This is a genomic window from Candidatus Nitrotoga fabula (genome assembly GCF_905221025.1).
Taxonomy (GTDB): domain Bacteria; phylum Pseudomonadota; class Gammaproteobacteria; order Burkholderiales; family Gallionellaceae; genus Nitrotoga; species Nitrotoga fabula.
Genome location: NZ_CAJNBL010000010.1, coordinates 33375 through 51985 on the forward strand (window position 1 = coordinate 33375; position 18611 = coordinate 51985).

The following is an 18611-nucleotide window of genomic DNA, read 5'->3' on the forward strand; positions in this document are numbered from 1 at the left end:
CAACCTAAAACAGGCGGCTAATGTCGTTCAAGAATGCTAGAGCCATTAAGGTAACAAGTAATGCAATGCCAATTTTCTGTCCGACAATCCATGCATTGTCAGACATTGGACTACCCTTGATCAGCTCAACAGTATAATACAGCAAATGCCCTCCATCCAATAAGGGAATGGGAAGCAAATTCAATACTCCCAGACTAATGCTTATCAGCGCAAGAAAATTTACATATGCAACCAGGCCCATTTGTACAGACTGACCGGCATAATCGGCAATGGTTATCGGACCGCTCAGATTTTTCAGCGACATTTGTCCTGTTACCATTTTTCCTAACGCCTTCAAGCTAACTTTGGCAATTTCCAGTGTTTTACGTGCCGCATGAAACAAAGCCGGAAGCGGTGCATAACGTACTTCCTCCATTAATAAATCAAATTCCCGACGGTCTACGTAAGGCGCAGCACCAATCTTTCCCACTGTCATATTTTCTTCACTGATTACTTCCGGAGTTAGGTGAAATACCGATATATTCCCGTTCCGCTCAATTTCCAGTTGCAGTGGCTTTCCTGGATGACTACGCACTTCTTGCACCAGTTCATTCCAGCTCTCCATGTACTTGCCATCCACACGCAGAATTTTATCTTTCGGAAGTAGTCCGGCACGCTGAGCAACCCCATCTTTTACCAGATCACCGATCACAGGAGGAATCAAAGGCTGGTAAGGCTGCAGGCCAAGTGCCTGCAAAAAATTCTCCCCCAATGCATCCGGAGTCAGCCCCTCCAGATTGAGCAAGTGCCTGACTGTATCTCCTTCTTGGGTTCGTACTTCAATCCGTGCTTCAGGTACTCCCTCTAATGCAAGATCCAACAGCATCCAGCTGACCTGCTCCCAACCCAGAACAGGTTGTTCATTGATGCTGACGATGGTTTCATGTGACTGGAGCTGCGCTGCTGCCGCCGCAGTATCCGGCACTACCTCTCCAATCACAGGTTTGAGGGTTGGCACTCCATAAATAAATAGTGCCCAGAACATCATAATGGCCAACAGGAGATTGGCGACAGGTCCGGCAACGACGATAGCCATCCGCCGCAGTACAGGCTGACGGTTGAACGCGAGATTCAGCTCATGGGCCGGCACCTTCCCCTCTCGTTCATCCAGCATTTTCACATAGCCACCCAAGGGGATCGCGGAAACCACCCAGTCCGTATCGCTATTTGCAAAGCGCTTGGTAAACAGCACCTTGCCAAATCCAACCGAAAAACGCAATACCTTGACCCCGCACATTCTGGCCACCCAATAATGTCCCAATTCATGGAACACAACCAGAATTACAATGGCCGTTATAAACGCCAGAAGTGTGGTCACGAAACGAAACTCGCAGACTGGATCAATTCGTTGGCCATCATGCGCGCAGCTGCATCAGCTGCAAGCACATCCTCCAGCACATCGACTTCAGATACTGGCAAATTGGCCAGAACCTGTTCTATTAAACGTGGAATAGCAAGAAAAGAAATACGCTTTTCCAGGAATGCAAACACAGCCACCTCATTGGCTGCATTCAACACCGCAGGGGATGTCCCACCTGTTCGCAGCGCTTGATAGGCCAAACCAAGACCCGGGAAACGTACCAAATCCGGGGCAATAAAATTGAATGTAGCCACCTTAAACAAATCCAATGGTTCCACACCAGCTTCAATTCGTTCTGGATAGGCAAGCCCATAGGCAATCGGCGTCCGCATGTCTGGATTACCCAGCTGCGCCAGCACCGAACCATCCACATACTGCACAAGCGAATGAATAATGCTTTGAGGATGCACAACGACCTGGATCGCCTCGGCGGGAGCATTAAAAAGCCAGTAAGCCTCAATCACTTCCAGCCCTTTGTTGATCATGGTGGCGGAATCAACTGAAATCTTGCGCCCCATTGCCCAGTTGGGATGTGCGCATGCTTGCTCCGGTGTAACATGTCGCAACGCGGACAACGTACTATTAAAGAAAGGGCCGCCCGATGCAGTTAGCAAAATTTTACTGACCCCACTGGCAGCGAGGCTGTTCCCTCGGTAGCATGAATAATCATGTGGTAACGCCTGAAAAATCGCATTATGCTCGCTATCAATCGGCAGCAGTGTGGCTCCATTTTTTTGCACTGCATCCATGAACACGCGCCCTGACATTACCAGCACTTCTTTGTTTGCCAAAAGAATTTTTTTACCGGCACGCGCAGCCGCCAATGTAGGACGCAAACCTGCAGCACCAACAATAGCTGCCATCACGGTATCAACCTCGGGCAACGATGCGACTTGTTCCAGTGCTTCAATACCGCATAACACCTCTACATCCAGTCCGGTTTCGGCAATGCGCTGCTCTAGGCGTGCAGCTGCTGCATCATCCATCAATACGGCATAACGCGGAGAAAACCGGACACATTGATCAAACAGAACATCATCACGACTCTGTGCGGTCAACGCCTGTACCCGATATCGTTCCGAATGCCGGGCAACCACATCCAATGTGCTGGTTCCAATACTTCCGGTAGAACCCAGAATAGTCAGGTAACGAACTCCCATCATGCGAGCCTTTGATACAGCATCAGCATTGCTGCCAATGGTAATGTGGAGGTCAATGCATCAATGCGGTCCAGCAATCCGCCGTGGCCAGGCAATAACGCACCACTATCCTTGACACCAGCCTGTCGCTTCATGGCCGATTCGAACAAGTCTCCGATAACCGCCAATCCTACCCATCCCCACGCAGCCATCAATACTCCAGGCATAGCCCCGTTAATAACAGAAAAATCCATCTTCCAGGCAATCAGTAACACATAAACCGTTACCCCAATCAACGCACCCAGCACTCCCTCCCATGTTTTACCGGGGCTAACATTAGGCGCAAGCTTGTGCTTGCCAAATTTGCGTCCACTGAAATAAGCAGAAGTGTCAGCTACCCATACCAGCCCCATAACTGCCAGCAACCACCAGGGACCTTGCTCACGCAAATCAATCATCGCCAAACCAGTCGGAATCAGAATGATCCACCCAACCAGCATTAACAAAAACGGTATGTGTACTTGCCAAGCAGCATACAACCAAAGAGGAACAATAATCAGCCATAGCAACGCTGACATCCCGTATATCAGGAAATGCAACGGTTCTTGCAGGATTGGATAGTATATGTCAAACCATACGATAAGCCCCATCATGAAGATGGTCAGCCACAGGTAGGCATGAATACCCTGATTTGACAGCCTGGACAAACGAGCCCATTCCAATGCACCTTGCATTACCATGATTAGTACCAGAACGGACCATCCTAAAGCAGGCAACAGAAAAAGAGCTGAAAGAAACAACACCAACAGCAGAATTGCTGTAATGGCACGTTGTTTAATCACCTGTTCGACCACTTTGCATTCCCTCCTCCCGGACCTGCTCACTAGTGCGGCCGAACCGACGTTCGCGCTCGCGATAGGAGTGGATTGCCAACTTCAATGCCTCGGCATCGAAGGATGGCCACAAAATATCGGTGAAATACAATTCGGTATAGGCCAACTGCCATAACATGAAATTACTAATTCGCTTTTCACCACCAGTGCGAATGAACAAATCCGGCTCGGGTGCATAGCTAATGGAAAGATAGGCCTCTAGATCTTCCTCTTTAAAACGGTTCATCCGCTCCGGGTGTGCTTGCAACATTTTCTGCATGGCTTGCATTACATCCCAGCGGCCACCGTAATCTGCAGCAACCGTGAGTGTCAAGCTGGAATTATTTGATGTTAATTGCTCCGCATCACTAATGCGTCGCTTGAGATTTTCATCAAAGCGGCTTCGATCGCCTATTACTTTTAATCGAATGTCATTTTCATGTAATTTTGATACTTCTCGTTCAAGCATTTTGAGAAAAAGTTGCATCAGAAAAGAAACCTCTTCCTGCGGACGCCGCCAATTCTCACTGCTGAAAGCGAACAGGGTCAAATAGCTTACCCCAAGTTCACGGCATTCTTTCACAATCTCGCGCACTGTTTCCATACCTCGCTGATGACCCGCAACGCGAGGCAAAAATCGCTGTTTCGCCCAGCGACCGTTGCCATCCATGATAATGGCAATATGACATGGTATTGGATTTGTATTTGGAACGGCGCGTGCAGAGCTCTGAAATAACGCCATCACGACTCTCTGGAAGAATCTTGGGACACCTGCAACCTTGTGAATCTCACAAGTGAGCAATCTGCCCACTTTTTCATGATATACGCCCCATATAACAATATGGCTAAACTGCCATCAGATCTGCTTCTTTTAATTGCAGCAGCTTATCCACTTCTGCTACAAAATGATCCGTAAGTTTCTGCACCTCATCTTGCCCACGGTGTTCTTCATCCGTACTAATCTCTTTATCCTTGATCATTTTTTTAAGTTGCTCATTGGCATCCCGACGTATATTACGTATGGCAACCTTGGCGTTCTCTGACTCGCCACGCACAATTTTTATCAAATCGCGACGACGCTCTTCAGTCAGCATTGGCATGGGAATCCGGATCAAATCTCCATGAGTCGCCGGATTCAATCCAAGATCCGCGGAGCGGATCGCTTTTTCAATCGCAGCTATCATATTTTTCTCCCATGGTTGCACTCCGATTGTCCTGGCATCAATCAGCGTTACATTGGCAACCTGACTAATCAATATTGGATTGCCATAATATTCCACTGTCACATGATCCAGAATACCCGTATGTGCCCTACCGGTTCGCACCTTACTAAAATCCGCCTTAAGCGTTTCTAACGATTTTGCCATTTTCTGCTCAGCATTTTTTTTGACAGCAGCAATCATCCCCTCTTGTCCTCTCTCAATAACAATGTACCAGCGTTCCCTCATCCTCACCCATCACTACTCTCTTCAGTGCATCATGCTTGAATATACTGAATACAATTATAGGCAAGCGCTGGTCGCGGCATAAAGTCAGTGCCGTCGCATCCATGACCTTGAAATTTTTACTTATCGCTTCATCGAAACTCACTTTCTGATAACGAACAGCAGCAGGATCCAGCTTCGGATCAGCGGTATAAACCCCGTCCACCTTAGTCGCCTTAATGACCACCTCCGCATCCATTTCTACGCCACGCAGTGCTGCGGCAGTATCGGTAGTGAAGAATGGATTTCCTGTACCTGCAGCAAATATCACCACTTTTCCATCTTCCAGGTAACGCAATGCCTTGCCCCTGATAAACGGTTCAGCAACCTGCTCCAAATTAAGCGCCGATTGCACCCGGCAGTCCAAACCAGAGCGTTTCATCGCGTCCTGCAAAGCCATGGCATTCATCACGGTGGCCAGCATTCCCATATAATCAGCAGTTGCACGATCCATTCCTTCCGCGGCAGGGGCAACCCCACGGAAGATGTTGCCACCACCAATCACGACCGCCACCTGTATACCCAGACCGACCACCTCGCCAATTTCTCTGACGATACGTTCAATCACTGCTCGATTGATACCATGAGTGTCATCGCCCATTAGTGCTTCCCCTGACAGTTTCAGGAGAATTCGCTTATATACTGGAACGACTGACATTTATTTATACTTTCGCAGCAGCGGCAACTTCTGCAGCATAATCCACGGCCACTTTTTCTATGCCTTCGCCCACCACAAACACCTGAAAAGCATTAACCCTCGCCCCACGATTAGCCAACAATTTTTCCACCAGAATATCTGGATCCTTTACAAAGGGCTGACCAAGAAGCGTAACTTCAGACAAGTATTTAGCAATACGTCCCTCCACCATCTTTTCAACGATATTGGCTGGCTTGCCGCTTTCTGCCGCCTGAGCGGTGTAAACCTTGCGTTCAGTATCGAGAAGATCCTGGGACACCTGATCCTTCGATACACAAATCGGCTTGCTTGCAGCAATATGCATAGCCAAATCCTTGGCCAATGCATCATCACCACCGCTCAGATCCAGCAGCACTCCAATTTTGCTACCATGCAGATAAGTTGCCAGCTTACCTTCCGTACTGAAACGGACAAACCGGCGCACAGTGACATTCTCCCCCAGTTTCATAACCAGAGTCTTGCGTGCATCTTCCACTGTTTCTCCACCAGCCAGCACAACAGAAGCCAACGCTTCACTATCCTGCGGGTTGTTTTGTGTGGCAGCCTGGGCCACACTATTTGCAAACTCTACGAAATTATCATTTTTCGCCATGAAATCCGTTTCGCAATTCACTTCAACCAACGCACCTGTCTTTCCGTCCGCACTGATATAGGCACTCACTATACCCTCGGCAGCGACGCGCGAGGCTGCCTTGCCGGCCTTGACACCACTTTTAATGCGCAACAATTCTTCGGCTGCCTTGAAATCTCCACCAGTTTCAACAAGCGCCTTCTTACATTCCATCATACCGAGACCAGTTACCTCACGTAAATCCTTTACCATCCCTGCGGTAATTTCCGCCATTTCCAGCTCCTTGAAAACATAACCAAAAAAAGGGGCTTTCGCCCCTTTTAGCCTTGCTAAAACAATTACTCTGCGACTTGCGCCACAAGCTCATCAAGCGCCTGCTCTCGTCCTTCAAGAATAGCATCTGCCACTCCGCGCGCATACAAACGTATCGCCTGACTGGAATCGTCATTACCCGGGATTACATAATCCACTCCAGATGGGGAGTGATTAGTATCCACCACACCAATCACCGGGATATCCAGTTTGCGCGACTCGACAATAGCTCCTTTTTGATAACCGACATCAATCACAAAAATTGCAGTAGGCAAACTTTGCATGTTCTTGATCCCGCCAAGGCTGCGATCCAGCTTCTCCAGTTCCCGCTGCATCATCAAGCCTTCCTTCTTGGATAACTTCTCCATGGCTGTAGCATCCTGCATCATGGCTTCCAGATCATGAAGCCGCTTAACAGATTGCTGCACGGTCTTGAAATTAGTAAGCATACCACCCAACCAGCGGTGATCCACATAAGGGCTGCCACAGCGAAGAGCCTCCTCTTTTATGATATCCCGGGCCTGACGCTTGGTCGCCACAAACAGTATGGTTCCCTTGTTTGCAGCAATCTTGCGCACAAACTTCAATGCGTCGTTGTACATTACAACGGTTTTTTCCAAGTTGATGATATGAATCTTGTTCCGATGGCCAAATATGAACGGAGCCATCTTTGGATTCCAGTAGCGAGTCTGATGTCCGAAATGGACACCGGCTTCCAGCATTTGACGCATGATTACAGCCATTGTTTTCTCCAAACAAACGTATAGGGTTAAATCTTCCACTTGCGAGATCGACCCTTACGGGCACCCCAATTAAGCAAGTGTGCTAATTTCCTGATATTTAAAACTTAAAACCAAGTTAATCTAAATGAACAGGTCTGATATTATAACCCAAGCAGTTATTCAACTCAAACGAAGCCAGGCTGGGTCTTTATCCTCCCCAAAGCTGAAACTATTCGACAGATCAGATTTACAAACACTGTAATGCTCTATAATTGCAAAAGTAAAATATTTTCCGGTTAACTGCCCATACATCAGAAAACCTGAAAGAAAATCCCTGACGTGCCACTTTAGAAAATATGGCTGTTATCCATGCTCACAAGGAACAAAAGCCAGAAAAACAGCACAACAACATGTTTCCAAATTAATTATATCTCTGAGAGGGAATTAACGATTATGAATTCTTTTATTATTGAAGGTGACACATGGTAGCTGAAACACACCCCGGCCTAGCTGATGATTTCAAAGAAGGAATAAAACTTGCCACTACCAATGATTTCATCAAGGCGGCAGAACTATTCAAACGGCTTGCCGAAAAGGGGCATGCAGAAGCACAGTTTTATCTGGGGCTTATGTACGAGGGGGGGCGCGGAGTATCAAAGGACGACCATCAAGCTGCATTCTGGTGGGAAAAATCTGCTGAGCAGGGTAACATCCTGGCACAGAACAATCTCGGCCTCATGTACGAACAAGGCAGAGGAGTCCTGCAGGACTACAGCAAAGCAGCATACTGGTTCCTCAAGGCTGCTGAGCAGGGCGACCCTGAAGCGCAATATACCATTGGATTCATGTATGCGAACGGTGAAGGTATTTCGCGGGACTACCTTCAGGCAATATTTTGGCTAACTAAAGCTGCAGAGCATGGAGATGTTGCAGCGCAGTTCAAGGTAGCACAACTACATCTTGGAGTTCTTTACACACCTGACAACAACGTCAAACAAGATTTTATTGAGGCCTACAAATGGTTCAAGATTGCCAGCCTGGAAGGAGATCAGAACGCCAAGGACGGGCTGGAGGTTGCTGAATCCTACCTTGCACCATCCGCCATTGAAGAGGCACAAAGACGGGTGGATGAGTGGATTGCAAACAGCAGGAAACAGCATCCTTAAAAATCCACCACTATAAAGAAAAAACCGGCAGCATTCCTTAATATGTAGTAGTTTCGATTTGACCCGACAGTCACTCCCGACAAATCGGGTAACCGTCAGATCGGGGGTAACCGTCAGATCGGGTTCGCGACTACTACAGATAAGGTGACGTTCTAAACTGCACGACTCGTCACCTTATGCTTCCCGATTTATTTGACGTGTTCCGCCCGCCATTTCCGCGCCATGGCCTGCGCCTGTTCAACTTGGGTGGCGTCCAGCTTCCATTCGGCATGTTTCCTGTGCAGCTCAGCCTCATCTATTCCTTCTCCGGCTGCCAGGTTAAACCACATGTGCGCTTTCATCCAATCCTGTGGTACACCCTTTCCAGTTTCATACAGCAGTCCAAGTCTGTACTGCGCCTGAGCATTGCCTTGCTCGGCAGATTTAAAATACCACGAGGCTGCTTCATGAAAATCCTGTGGGAGCCCATGTCCTTTTTCATAAAGCTCGCCTAGACCATTTTGGGCAAGATGATTACCCTGATCTGCTGATTTGCGATACCACCACGCAGCTTCCTTATAATTCCGTGGCATTCCTTTCTCATGATGGTACATATAACCCAAATTGAACTGTGCACCGGAATGTCCCTTGCCTGCTGCCTGATGGTATAGCCCTGATGCCTCAGCATAGCTTTGCGGCACACCCAAACCATACTGATACAGAAGCCCAAGCGCAGACTGCCCATCGGGGTCTCCCTGCTTGGCTGCAAGCTGATACCAATCCGCCGCCTGCTTGTAGTCCTGTGGAACACCATGCCCTTTTTGATACATTACACCCAAGTTATATTGAGCATACGCATCCCCGGTAGATGCCATCTGGCGAAATTCCTTAAGCGCAGCAGGATAATTACCTTTCTCGTACGCCTCAGTTGCATCCTGCAAATCAGCATGTGAGCTGGCACTAATTGCAAACAAGGCCACTGCCAGGAACACTCTGAATTTATTTACCATAATTGAATTGTGCATTTTCGTTCCTCGTAATTTAAGTCTATCAACTCGACAGATTCGGTTTTACCCTGCACTTTCGCTGCTACCACCTGCCAATACAACTTACCAGTTTTACTAACACCATTATTACAGTACCACTAAGCTGGAGAGGTTAATTTGATCTCTGCCAAAGCGCATCCTATCACTATCATCCTCAGCACTCAAACCCCATTCAAGCCAATAATTCCCAGTTACGCCAAATTTCCAGGTAATGCTTTCAGTTACTTGTCTTTGTACTGTTTAAATACAATTATTTTGTTACCAAACAAGCTACTGACTGCCTATATCATAAATTCACACAAAACATGATCATCAATAATGACCCTAAAATTGCTATCCCGAATATTACCAATGCAAAAAACTTGCAAATGCAGTATATACTTGCATTTAGAATAAAATATGCTGGGAGATTGAAATGTTTCAAGGATTAACATTCGTCGCGTTATTCCTCCTGTTCGGACTGAGCGGGAATATCGCTCATGGTGAAACCCAACCCCAACCGTTACCTACTGCTTCACGGGGTGAGTTATTGTATTCGACTCATTGCATTGCCTGTCACAGCACTCAAATACATTGGCGTGAAAAAAAACTGGTTAATAACTGGGAAAGCCTGCTTTCGGAAGTACAGCGCTGGCAAGAAACCTTAATGCTCGAATGGAACAAGGATGACAACAAGGAGGTCACACGCTATCTGAATGTCATATATTATCACTATACCATAGCAGAATAAACGGCATATTTTACAGAGCTCTGATCACACCTTAACCATTTTGGCTCTGCCAAAATACTATTCCTGGCAGATTTACCAGAAGCAACTGCAAAAAACCAAAAAAGTTAAGCAGATAAAATATCTGTCTCATTCATCTTTGAAGATATGCCACGCGTCATGTAAGAACCCGCATCCCTGTTATAACAAAAATGTCTGCATATAGAACGTCGATTTAAAGATAAAATTCAGTAGCACCAAAAAGAATTTCTTCTTTACATTCTTACATTTGCAAACTTTGGATCAGAATAAACAGTACAAAAAACTTTTCTTGGCTTTCTTTTTTTGCTACTGCGTATTACCTAACATTTTAAAGCTTAGCGTTAATGAGCAACACAAAACCGAAAGATTCTAACACCTATTGCCACACTTACTGCATACCCGGGAAATATCCAGATCAATGGCGAAAATTCAGCATAGAAAATTTGAACAAATTGACTTCAAAAATATCATCATAATTTACAAACATATGATGTTCAAACAGGATTAATTGCCAGACCAGATTGACCGCACTCGCTTCCCCTCAAAAAAGACCGTTCCTTCTTTAAATTTTCTGGTCTCTTCTGTATAAATAAAAACTCTTGGAATTTGCATTCATATGGCCGTAAATCACTACGAAAATTTCCCTGTTGCCTCTATTCTCCTGCCCAAACCTATCAGGCATGCGGTTGAAACCATTTATCACTTTGCCCGCCAGGCAGACGACTTCGCTGACGAGGGCAATTGGTCAAATTTGGAACGATTCAGTAAGCTTGACCATTTCCGCACTGAGCTTTTGTGCATTGCTGCAAATGAGGAACCACAAACCCCCTTGTTCCGCGAACTGGCGTTCATCATCGAAAAACATCAGCTTCCCCTGCAATTATTTCATGACCTGCTTGATGCCTTTGCGCAAGATGTGGTCAAAAAGCGCTACGCGAATTTCGACGAAATCCTGAATTATTGTCGCCGTTCCGCCAATCCGGTCGGCAGATTACTGTTACATCTGTATCAGGAAGCCACTCCTGTAAACCTGGCCTATTCCGATGCCATATGCTCCAGTCTGCAACTCATCAATTTTTGGCAGGATATTATGAAAGACTACTCCATCAACCGAATCTATTTGCCACAGGACGAAATGGCGGATTTCGGGGTAACAGAAATGCATATTGCACAGTGCCGTGCAGACCAGGAATGGCGTAATCTCATGCAATTTCAAAGTCTCCGCGCACGCAACATGCTGCAAAGCGGAACTCCGCTAGGCAGCATACTCACCGGTCGCATCGGCATGGAAATGAGACTGATCATTGCAGGCGGCAATCGCATTCTGGACAAGCTGGAAACCGTTAAATTCGATATGTTTCACCACCGCCCTGTATTACGTCCTTTGGACTGGATTATCATGCTTGGTAAATCTGCGCCATTTGGTTTTTGAAGGAACAAACCAGCCAGCTACTCAGAATACGTTAATATGACACCCGATCAATACTGCAAAGACAAGGCGGCTCAAAGCGGTTCAAGTTTCTATTACAGCTTTATGTTCCTCCCCCCGGACAAACGTCGTGCAATCACTGCACTATATGCTTTTTGCCGGGAAGTAGATGATGTGGTAGACGAAAATTTGAATGCAAACGTGGCACGTGCCTCACTGGCCTGGTGGCATACCGAGGTAATTGCCATTTACAACGGGAGCCCCCAGCATCCGGTTACTCGTGCGTTGGCCCCGGTAGTCAGGCAATACCACCTGCCACAGGAACATTTTCATGAAATCATCAAGGGCATGGAAATGGATTTGCTCCCACATCAATATGCAGATTTCCCATCCCTGAAGCAGTATTGCTATCGCGTGGCATCCATAGTAGGAATACTCGCCGCCAAAATATTCGGCTATACCAACCCTGACACCCTCAAATATGCACAGGATCTGGGCCTTGCATTCCAGCTTACCAATATCATCCGCGACGTTGGAGAAGACGCCCAACGCGGACGCATCTATCTCCCTATGGAAGAATTAAAACTTTTTGGTATAACCAGCAATGAAATTCTTCACAGGCTGGACAGTGAAAATTTTCAAAAACTCATCCAATTCCAGATTGATCGCGCACAACATTACTATTACCAGGCATTTGCACAGCTTCCCGCTGCAGATCGCAAGGCGCAGCGCACCGGTCTTATAATGGCAGCAATTTATCAGGCAACCTTAAAAAAAATCACTGCCAGCGGATGCCCTGTACTTACTAAGCGCGTCTCACTTACGCCTCTCCGCAAGCTTTGGATCGCGTGGAAAACCTGGATGCAGAACTAATTGTCTATGACTTGACCGTGAATGTTACCAGCTAAATAACTCGAACCAGGTAAACATCATTCTGCAAAATTCATGGCTTCAAATTTTACCAGCCATACCTGCATGTACGATTTACACACCAATCCGGCACGGCAGAATTTTTGCCTGAAGGCAATACCTAACCTTATCTGGATGCAACGCCTGAATCATCAGGAAAAACGAATAAGACCAAGGCACTGTAGCCCATTTTGACCCAGTTTAAACAGCTAACGCAAACCATGAATCCAGACCATGACCGACAAAAGAAATATCATGTCGCCATTATCGGTGGCGGATACGCCGGTATGGCGGCAGCGGTAACCCTGAGTACGGCAGGAGTACCCGTTACGGTATTTGAGACTGCCAGAACGCTCGGTGGTCGTGCCCGTGGCGTTTGGCATAAAAATACACAACTCGATAACGGCCAACATATTCTGCTGGGCAGCTATCACCATACTTTACAATTAATAGAACAGGTCGGCGGCAATATTGAACAGGACTTCCTGCGGTTGCCATTGCAATTGAAACTGCACAATAGATTCGAATTGAAAGCATGGCGTCTGCCCGCTCCCCTGCATCTTCTTGCCGGGCTTCTCGGCGCAACCGGGGTATCTTTTAACCATCGCCTGTCAGCTGCAAAATTCATGTTATCGCTGAAACGCAGCAAATTCACCCTAGACTACGATGTCAGTGTATCGGAACTATTGCACTTCCATAACCAAAATATAAACCTGGCCAGATTTTTATGGGAACCGATCTGCATTGCAGCCCTCAACACACCAAGCCATATTGCCTCTGCAAAAGTGCTGCTGCATGTGTTGCGCGACAGTCTGGGCGGTTCGCGTAGCGATAGCGATATCCTACTGCCTCGCATCAATTTTTCTGCGCTATTTCCAGAACGAGCCGCCGAATACATCAAACATCATGGTGGAAAGATTCTCACTGCCTGCAAGGTAGATGCCATTGTTCCGCATGGCAATGAAATCGAACTCATCATTCATTCTTCGACAGCAAATCATTCCTCGCATCCGAGGATATTCAGCCATGTCATATGTGCAGCATCACCAGTGAACGCCACGCGACTGTTAAAATCTGAACCTCAGATTGCATGCATTGCAGAGCAAATTGCTGCAATGCAACACCAGCCCATTTATACAATTTATCTGCAATATCCTGAAAAAATTCACTTGCCCTGCCCAATGCTTGGTCTGGACAGCTGTATTGCTCAATGGCTGTTTGATCAGGGGCAGATCTCCGGACAAAATGGGCTGATCGCTGCGGTAATCAGCGCACAAGGAAAACACCAAAAATTAACGCATGATCAGCTTGCGAAAGAGATCGTCCGCGAAATATACGAGCAATTGAATATAGCGGAAGTCCCAATATGGCAGAAAGTGATCGCAGAAAAACGAGCCACCTTCTCCTGCGTAACGAACCTGTTCCGCCCCATTCATACCACGCCTCTTGCCAACGTACTATTGGCTGGGGACTACACAGCTGGCGACTACCCTGCCACTCTGGAAGGAGCCGTAATAAGCGGGATACGCTGCGCGGAAAAAATTACGTCCGAAATCGGGTTCTCCTGACAATTTTCCAGAAATTCCCTTATCCCGGAAGGCAAGAACACCGACCGATGTGAGAATATCTACTTTTCCGGCATTAACGATCGTGAATTTTCGCATCCCCTGCTTCTTGACCACAATTATCAACCAAAACCGGTTTTCCGGCTCGCCCGAGACCTCCAGTTCAAGCTATCCCTATTTCATCTTCCTGGCTTTCCATTCCAGACTAAATTTCATATTCAACATTGCTCCCAGAAAATAATATCTGGTTATTCAGCGCAACCTCAACCAACCAGAAATTTTTCTGCTCTCACTCAAATAGCAAAGCACCTATCCTATCTGAACGAATGAATAACCACACCCGGGCACAGAAATGCAGCGATCCTAATATTGAGGCGGAGCAAAATTATCAAAGCGTGTATATTCGCCACGAAAAGTCAGCTCAATCTTGCCTATCGGACCATTACGCTGCTTTCCGATAATAATTTCGGCTTTTCCTTTATCAGCTGAATCCTTGTCGTACACTTCATCACGATAAATAAACAGGATTAAATCCGCATCCTGTTCAATAGCACCGGACTCGCGCAAATCGGACATCATCGGTCGTTTGTTTGGGCGCTGTTCCAGGCTGCGGTTCAGCTGCGACAATGCAATTACCGGGACATGCAACTCTTTTGCCAATCCTTTGAGAGAGCGTGAAATTTCAGAAATCTCGGTAGCCCGATTTTCACTTGCCTTGCTGGACGGAGAAGACATCAATTGCAAATAATCAACAATAATCAAGCCCAAACCATTATTCTGACGATGCAACCTGCGTGCTCGCGAGCGTAACTCAAGCGAATTGAGCGCAGCGGTTTCATCGATAAAAATTGCTGCATCATTTAAACGGCCCAGCGCATGGGTCAAGCGGGGCCAGTCATCATCCTGCAACCGGCCCGTGCGCAAATCATGCTGATTGAGCTTTCCAACAGAGCCTATCATGCGCATCGCCAACTGAGCGCCACCCATTTCCATGCTGAATATTGCCACCGGCTTGCAGCTATCCAATGCAACATTCTCGGCAATATTGATGGCGAAGGCCGTTTTCCCCATGCTTGGGCGACCAGCAACAATGATCAACTCGCCAGGCTGCAACCCGGAAGTCATCCTGTCCAGATCGGTAAACCCGCTTGCCACACCAGTCACATCGCTGGAATTATCACGACCGTACAAGGTTTCAATACGCTCCACTACCTTTGTCAATAAAGGTGGAAGGGGGGTAAAACCCTGGCGACCACGTTCACCGGCCTCAGCAATTTCGAAAACCCGGCTCTCCGCCTCATCCAGCAACTGGTCCGCATCCCTTCCAGCCGGGTTATAAGCGCTGGTCGCGATTTCACTGCCAACTTCTGCCAGTTTGCGCATGACGGCACGCTCACGCACAATCTCTGCATACCGTCGAATATTGGCGGCAGACGGCACATTCTGCGCCAGGGAACCGAGATACGCCAATCCACCTGCCTTATCCAGCTCAGCATTGGCTTCCATGGATTCTGCCACAGTAATCACATCCACTGGCTTGGCATGCTCAGTCAGGCGCGCAATATGCCGGTATATCAAACGGTGTTCAAAACGATAAAAATCCTGTTCGCTGATCAGATCAGCAATTTTATCCCATGCGCTTGGGTCCAGAAAAATGCCGCCTAATACTGACTGTTCTGCTTCCACCGAGTGGGGCGGCAATTTTAATGCATCCAGCTGGGAATCTGTGGAAGGAATATGGAAGTTCTGCATGGTTCCGGGTTATGGCTCGTCAACTGGCTTTGGCATTTTATCACCGGAAAACACTGGGAAAATTATTACCTGCAGAAATAAAATAGAGCTGTTGCCAGCTCTATTTTATTTCCAGAAAAACATTCGGATATTATGGCTTTTGCTCGCCCAGTACTGAAATTGTGATATTTGCCATCACATCCGTATGCAATGCAATAATGGCCGGATAATCACCAATTTGTTTTATATGTCCTGCCGACATTCGAACCTGGCTTTTTTCCACACTAAATCCTTGTTGAGCCAATGCAGCAACAATATCGGCATTGGTCACTGAACCAAACAGCTTACCGTCTACACCCGCTTTTTGCATAATTTGAACGATCAGACCATTGATTTTCTCTGCACGTACCTGCGCTTCTGCAAGCTTGGCCTGTTCCGCAGCTTCCAGTTCAAGACGCCGTGCCTCGAATTCTGCCTTATTGGCATCGGTTGCACGCTTGGCCTTGCCCTGCGGAATCAAGAAATTACGGGCATAGCCATTTTTAACGTTGACTATATCTCCCAATTGGCCAAGGTTCACCATTTTTTCCATAAGTATAACTTGCATGCTCAGCTCCTTCAGTGCAAATCTGTGTAAGGCAGCAACGCCAAAAACCTTGCGCGCTTGATAGCAACGCTCAACTGGCGCTGAAAACGAGATTTGGTTCCGGTAATACGTGCCGGAATGACCTTGCCATTTTCGGAAATAAATTCCTTCAATATGTTCAGATCCTTATAATCCACCTCAGGAATTTTTTCTGCAGTGAACCGGCAAAATTTACGACGCTTGAACAATTGACGCGAAGAGTTCGTCTTCTTGTCATCTTTTTTCTTAAATACACGAGCCATTCTGTGCTCCTTATTCCAATATAATATTATCAATGTGCAACACGAGCTGGCTGGTTCGCATGCTGCGCTGGGCTAGAAACCCTTCTGCCTTTACCCGCTGCCCCACTTGCAACTGGTTAACCTGCAAGGCGGGGGTACCCAGTGCCAATGCAGGGATATCGCAATTCACCTGACGCACCATTCCAGCCTCCGTCTGCATGGAAGAATGACGAATTCTGAATGCGACCCGCGCCAGTCCTGCAGGGGTGTATCGCAAATCATCCAGTTCAGCAAGCTCTCCACAAACAGAAAACCGGTTGCAGTCCAAACTCAATCAGGAAACTACAGGAACATCCGTGGGAACCGCTGCATCACCCTGGGCAACCTGTCCTGAACCTGCTGCAGGCGCAGTCAGCGAGCGGGATTTCTCCTCTCTCATCATTGCCGAAGGAACCGTCACCGCAGCCTTGGTTTTGATGGTCAAATGACGCAGCACAGCATCATTGAACCTGAATGCATGCTCCAGCTCATCCAGAACCTCCTGGCTGCATTCAATATTCATCAGGACGTAATGCGCCTTGTGGATTTTTTGAATCGGGTAGGCCAACTGACGACGCCCCCAGTCTTCCAAACGGTGAATCAGACCATCTTTAGCTGTTACCAGGGTACGGTAACGCTCCATCATGGCTGGCACCTGCTCACTTTGATCAGGATGCACGATAAATACAATCTCATAATGCCGCATTGGATCTCCTTTTGGATATAAAGCCCCCCGCCATGCGCAACAGTGGAGCAAGGTTTAACAATTTTTTATTATATCAAACATATAACTATCCGGTCAAACCTTGGCCCGCCCACCCCGGCAATTCACTCAAGCATCCGGGAAACCTGAGTGAAAAAACGGCTATTCAGCTCTTCCAGTCCCAGAGTGTGCAGCACTGCCTGTAAGCGGCTGGCCGCGCGATTGCGCGGCAGGTTCTTATATTTTGCAATGATGAGCTCATTTTTCATTGAATGCTCCCAGCCAACCAGCTCCGTCACCGTCACCTGATATCCGTGCGCTTCCAGTTGCATGCAGCGCAGGACATTGGTTACATGGCTTCCAAATTCACGGGTATGTATGGGATGGCGCCACAGTTCAGTCAAATCACTTTTCTCAAGGCGTTTATCCTTGTTCTTCCTCAGCACGGCTGCCACCTCAGCCTGACAGCAGGGAACCAGGACGATGAATTGCGCCTTTTTACACAGTGCAAAGCGTATGGCATCATCGGTAGCCGTATTGCATGCATGCAGAGCTGTAACCACATCCACAGCAGGCGGCAAGCCCGCAGATTCAACCGACTCCTCAACTGAAAGATTGAGAAAAGTCATCCTGGAAAACCCCAGCCGCGATGCCAATTCCTGCGAGTGCCGGACCAGATCAGCGCGCGTCTCAATGCTGTATATATGTGACGCATCGTTCAACGCCTTGAAAAACAGGTCGTACAGAATAAAGCCCAGGTACGACTTGCCAGCCCCATGGTCTACCAGAAAAATATCGCGCCCATCCTGCTTGATTTTTTGCAACAACGGCTCGATGAACTGATAGAGGTGATAAACCTGCTTGAGTTTGCGTCTGGAATCCTGATTCATCTTCCCATCACGGGTAAGAATGTGTAGCTCCTTCAGCAAGTCGATTGACTGATCCGGCCTGATTTCATGCATTGCAAATAATTACCCAATGAAATTATAGCGATCTATCCATTATTGAAAAAACACAGAGTGGAAACACAAACCCATTCAAGATAATCTTTTGTCATGAATTTGTATGTCGCCATTAGCCACTATCAGATGCTTAAGATTTTCCATCTCTCAAAGTGTAAAAACGAGAATCCCACTGAATAGCAGCCGGGAAGATTTCAGATTCTTGCACTACAGACCATAAAGCGACAACAGAATCCGGCAAGATGCTTTTTTATTTTGTTACATTTTTCGA

The 18611-nt window shown here is 47.2% G+C and carries 20 protein-coding genes; 5 read left to right on the top strand and 15 right to left on the bottom strand.

The features are described from left to right. Window positions 1–4: 4 nt before the first annotated feature. The 8 genes from rseP to rpsB form a co-directional block, all read right to left on the bottom strand. Entirely contained in the window at window positions 5–1357 is a 1353-nt protein-coding gene (gene rseP / locus KJA68_RS04085; RefSeq protein WP_213035661.1) for an RIP metalloprotease RseP, read from the bottom strand. Continuing rightward, window positions 1354–2562: a 1-deoxy-D-xylulose-5-phosphate reductoisomerase gene (ispC, locus tag KJA68_RS04090; RefSeq protein WP_213035662.1), complete on the bottom strand. Its 1209-nt coding sequence runs from the start codon at window positions 2560–2562 to the stop codon at window positions 1354–1356. Before ispC ends, rseP begins: the two co-directional genes overlap by 4 nt. Then, window positions 2559–3392, bottom strand: coding sequence for a phosphatidate cytidylyltransferase (locus tag KJA68_RS04095; protein WP_246487055.1), 834 nt, complete (start codon window positions 3390–3392; stop codon window positions 2559–2561). Before KJA68_RS04095 ends, ispC begins: the two co-directional genes overlap by 4 nt. Then, on the bottom strand, window positions 3373–4152 hold the full coding sequence (locus KJA68_RS04100) for an isoprenyl transferase (protein WP_213035663.1): 780 nt from the start codon (window positions 4150–4152) through the stop codon (window positions 3373–3375). The genes KJA68_RS04095 and KJA68_RS04100 overlap by 20 nt, the downstream gene beginning before the upstream one ends. A gap of 103 nt (window positions 4153–4255) precedes the next feature. Continuing rightward, the gene (gene frr, locus KJA68_RS04105) at window positions 4256–4813 is read right to left on the bottom strand and encodes a ribosome recycling factor (RefSeq protein WP_213035664.1); all 558 of its coding nucleotides are present in this window, start codon (window positions 4811–4813) and stop codon (window positions 4256–4258) included. 16 nt (window positions 4814–4829) lie between these two features. Beyond that, window positions 4830–5552 (bottom strand): UMP kinase, encoded by a 723-nt coding sequence (gene pyrH, locus KJA68_RS04110; RefSeq protein WP_213035665.1) that lies wholly within the window; start codon window positions 5550–5552, stop codon window positions 4830–4832. Between the two features lie 4 nt (window positions 5553–5556). Then, the gene (gene tsf / locus KJA68_RS04115; protein ID WP_213035666.1) at window positions 5557–6435 is read right to left on the bottom strand and encodes a translation elongation factor Ts; all 879 of its coding nucleotides are present in this window, start codon (window positions 6433–6435) and stop codon (window positions 5557–5559) included. Window positions 6436–6500: 65 nt separating this feature from the next. Beyond that, on the bottom strand, window positions 6501–7217 hold the full coding sequence (rpsB, locus tag KJA68_RS04120) for a 30S ribosomal protein S2 (RefSeq protein ID WP_213035667.1): 717 nt from the start codon (window positions 7215–7217) through the stop codon (window positions 6501–6503). 461 nt (window positions 7218–7678) lie between these two features. Between rpsB and KJA68_RS04125 the strand changes: the two genes are divergently transcribed. After that, window positions 7679–8362 carry a tetratricopeptide repeat protein gene (locus KJA68_RS04125; protein WP_213035668.1) on the top strand — a complete coding sequence of 228 codons (684 nt, stop codon included), beginning with the start codon at window positions 7679–7681 and terminating at the stop codon, window positions 8360–8362. A 188-nt stretch (window positions 8363–8550) separates the two neighbouring features. Here KJA68_RS04125 and KJA68_RS04130 read toward each other — a convergent pair whose 3' ends face one another. Beyond that, complete coding sequence (locus tag KJA68_RS04130; protein ID WP_213035669.1) at window positions 8551–9366, bottom strand: tetratricopeptide repeat protein; 816 nt, start codon at window positions 9364–9366, stop codon at window positions 8551–8553. 436 nt (window positions 9367–9802) lie between these two features. Between KJA68_RS04130 and KJA68_RS04135 the strand changes: the two genes are divergently transcribed. The 4 genes from KJA68_RS04135 to hpnE all read left to right on the top strand — a co-directional run bounded on the left by KJA68_RS04135 (window position 9803) and on the right by hpnE (window position 14041). Then, window positions 9803–10117: a hypothetical protein gene (locus tag KJA68_RS04135; protein ID WP_213035670.1), complete on the top strand. Its 315-nt coding sequence runs from the start codon at window positions 9803–9805 to the stop codon at window positions 10115–10117. 634 nt (window positions 10118–10751) lie between these two features. Then, window positions 10752–11567, top strand: a complete 816-nt coding sequence (gene hpnC, locus KJA68_RS04140) for a squalene synthase HpnC (protein WP_213035671.1) — start codon at window positions 10752–10754, stop codon at window positions 11565–11567. 36 nt (window positions 11568–11603) lie between these two features. Further along, complete coding sequence (hpnD, locus tag KJA68_RS04145; RefSeq protein WP_213035672.1) at window positions 11604–12437, top strand: presqualene diphosphate synthase HpnD; 834 nt, start codon at window positions 11604–11606, stop codon at window positions 12435–12437. Between the two features lie 257 nt (window positions 12438–12694). After that, a complete protein-coding gene (hpnE, locus tag KJA68_RS04150) occupies window positions 12695–14041 on the top strand; it encodes a hydroxysqualene dehydroxylase HpnE (RefSeq protein ID WP_213035673.1) in 1347 nt (448 codons plus the stop codon). A gap of 360 nt (window positions 14042–14401) precedes the next feature. On the opposite strand, the gene dnaB is transcribed toward hpnE, so the two are convergent. The 6 genes from dnaB to KJA68_RS04180 all read right to left on the bottom strand — a co-directional run bounded on the left by dnaB (window position 14402) and on the right by KJA68_RS04180 (window position 18340). Beyond that, entirely contained in the window at window positions 14402–15790 is a 1389-nt protein-coding gene (gene dnaB / locus KJA68_RS04155) for a replicative DNA helicase (protein ID WP_213035674.1), read from the bottom strand. 130 nt (window positions 15791–15920) lie between these two features. After that, window positions 15921–16376 (bottom strand): 50S ribosomal protein L9, encoded by a 456-nt coding sequence (gene rplI, locus KJA68_RS04160; RefSeq protein ID WP_213035675.1) that lies wholly within the window; start codon window positions 16374–16376, stop codon window positions 15921–15923. 11 nt (window positions 16377–16387) lie between these two features. Continuing rightward, window positions 16388–16657: a 30S ribosomal protein S18 gene (gene rpsR / locus KJA68_RS04165; RefSeq protein ID WP_213035676.1), complete on the bottom strand. Its 270-nt coding sequence runs from the start codon at window positions 16655–16657 to the stop codon at window positions 16388–16390. 10 nt (window positions 16658–16667) lie between these two features. Beyond that, a complete protein-coding gene (gene priB, locus KJA68_RS04170) occupies window positions 16668–16970 on the bottom strand; it encodes a primosomal replication protein N (protein ID WP_246487056.1) in 303 nt (100 codons plus the stop codon). Next, on the bottom strand, window positions 16971–17381 hold the full coding sequence (rpsF, locus tag KJA68_RS04175; protein WP_246487057.1) for a 30S ribosomal protein S6: 411 nt from the start codon (window positions 17379–17381) through the stop codon (window positions 16971–16973). A gap of 122 nt (window positions 17382–17503) precedes the next feature. Beyond that, window positions 17504–18340, bottom strand: a complete 837-nt coding sequence (locus tag KJA68_RS04180; protein WP_213035677.1) for a class I SAM-dependent methyltransferase — start codon at window positions 18338–18340, stop codon at window positions 17504–17506. Window positions 18341–18611 lie beyond the last annotated feature (271 nt).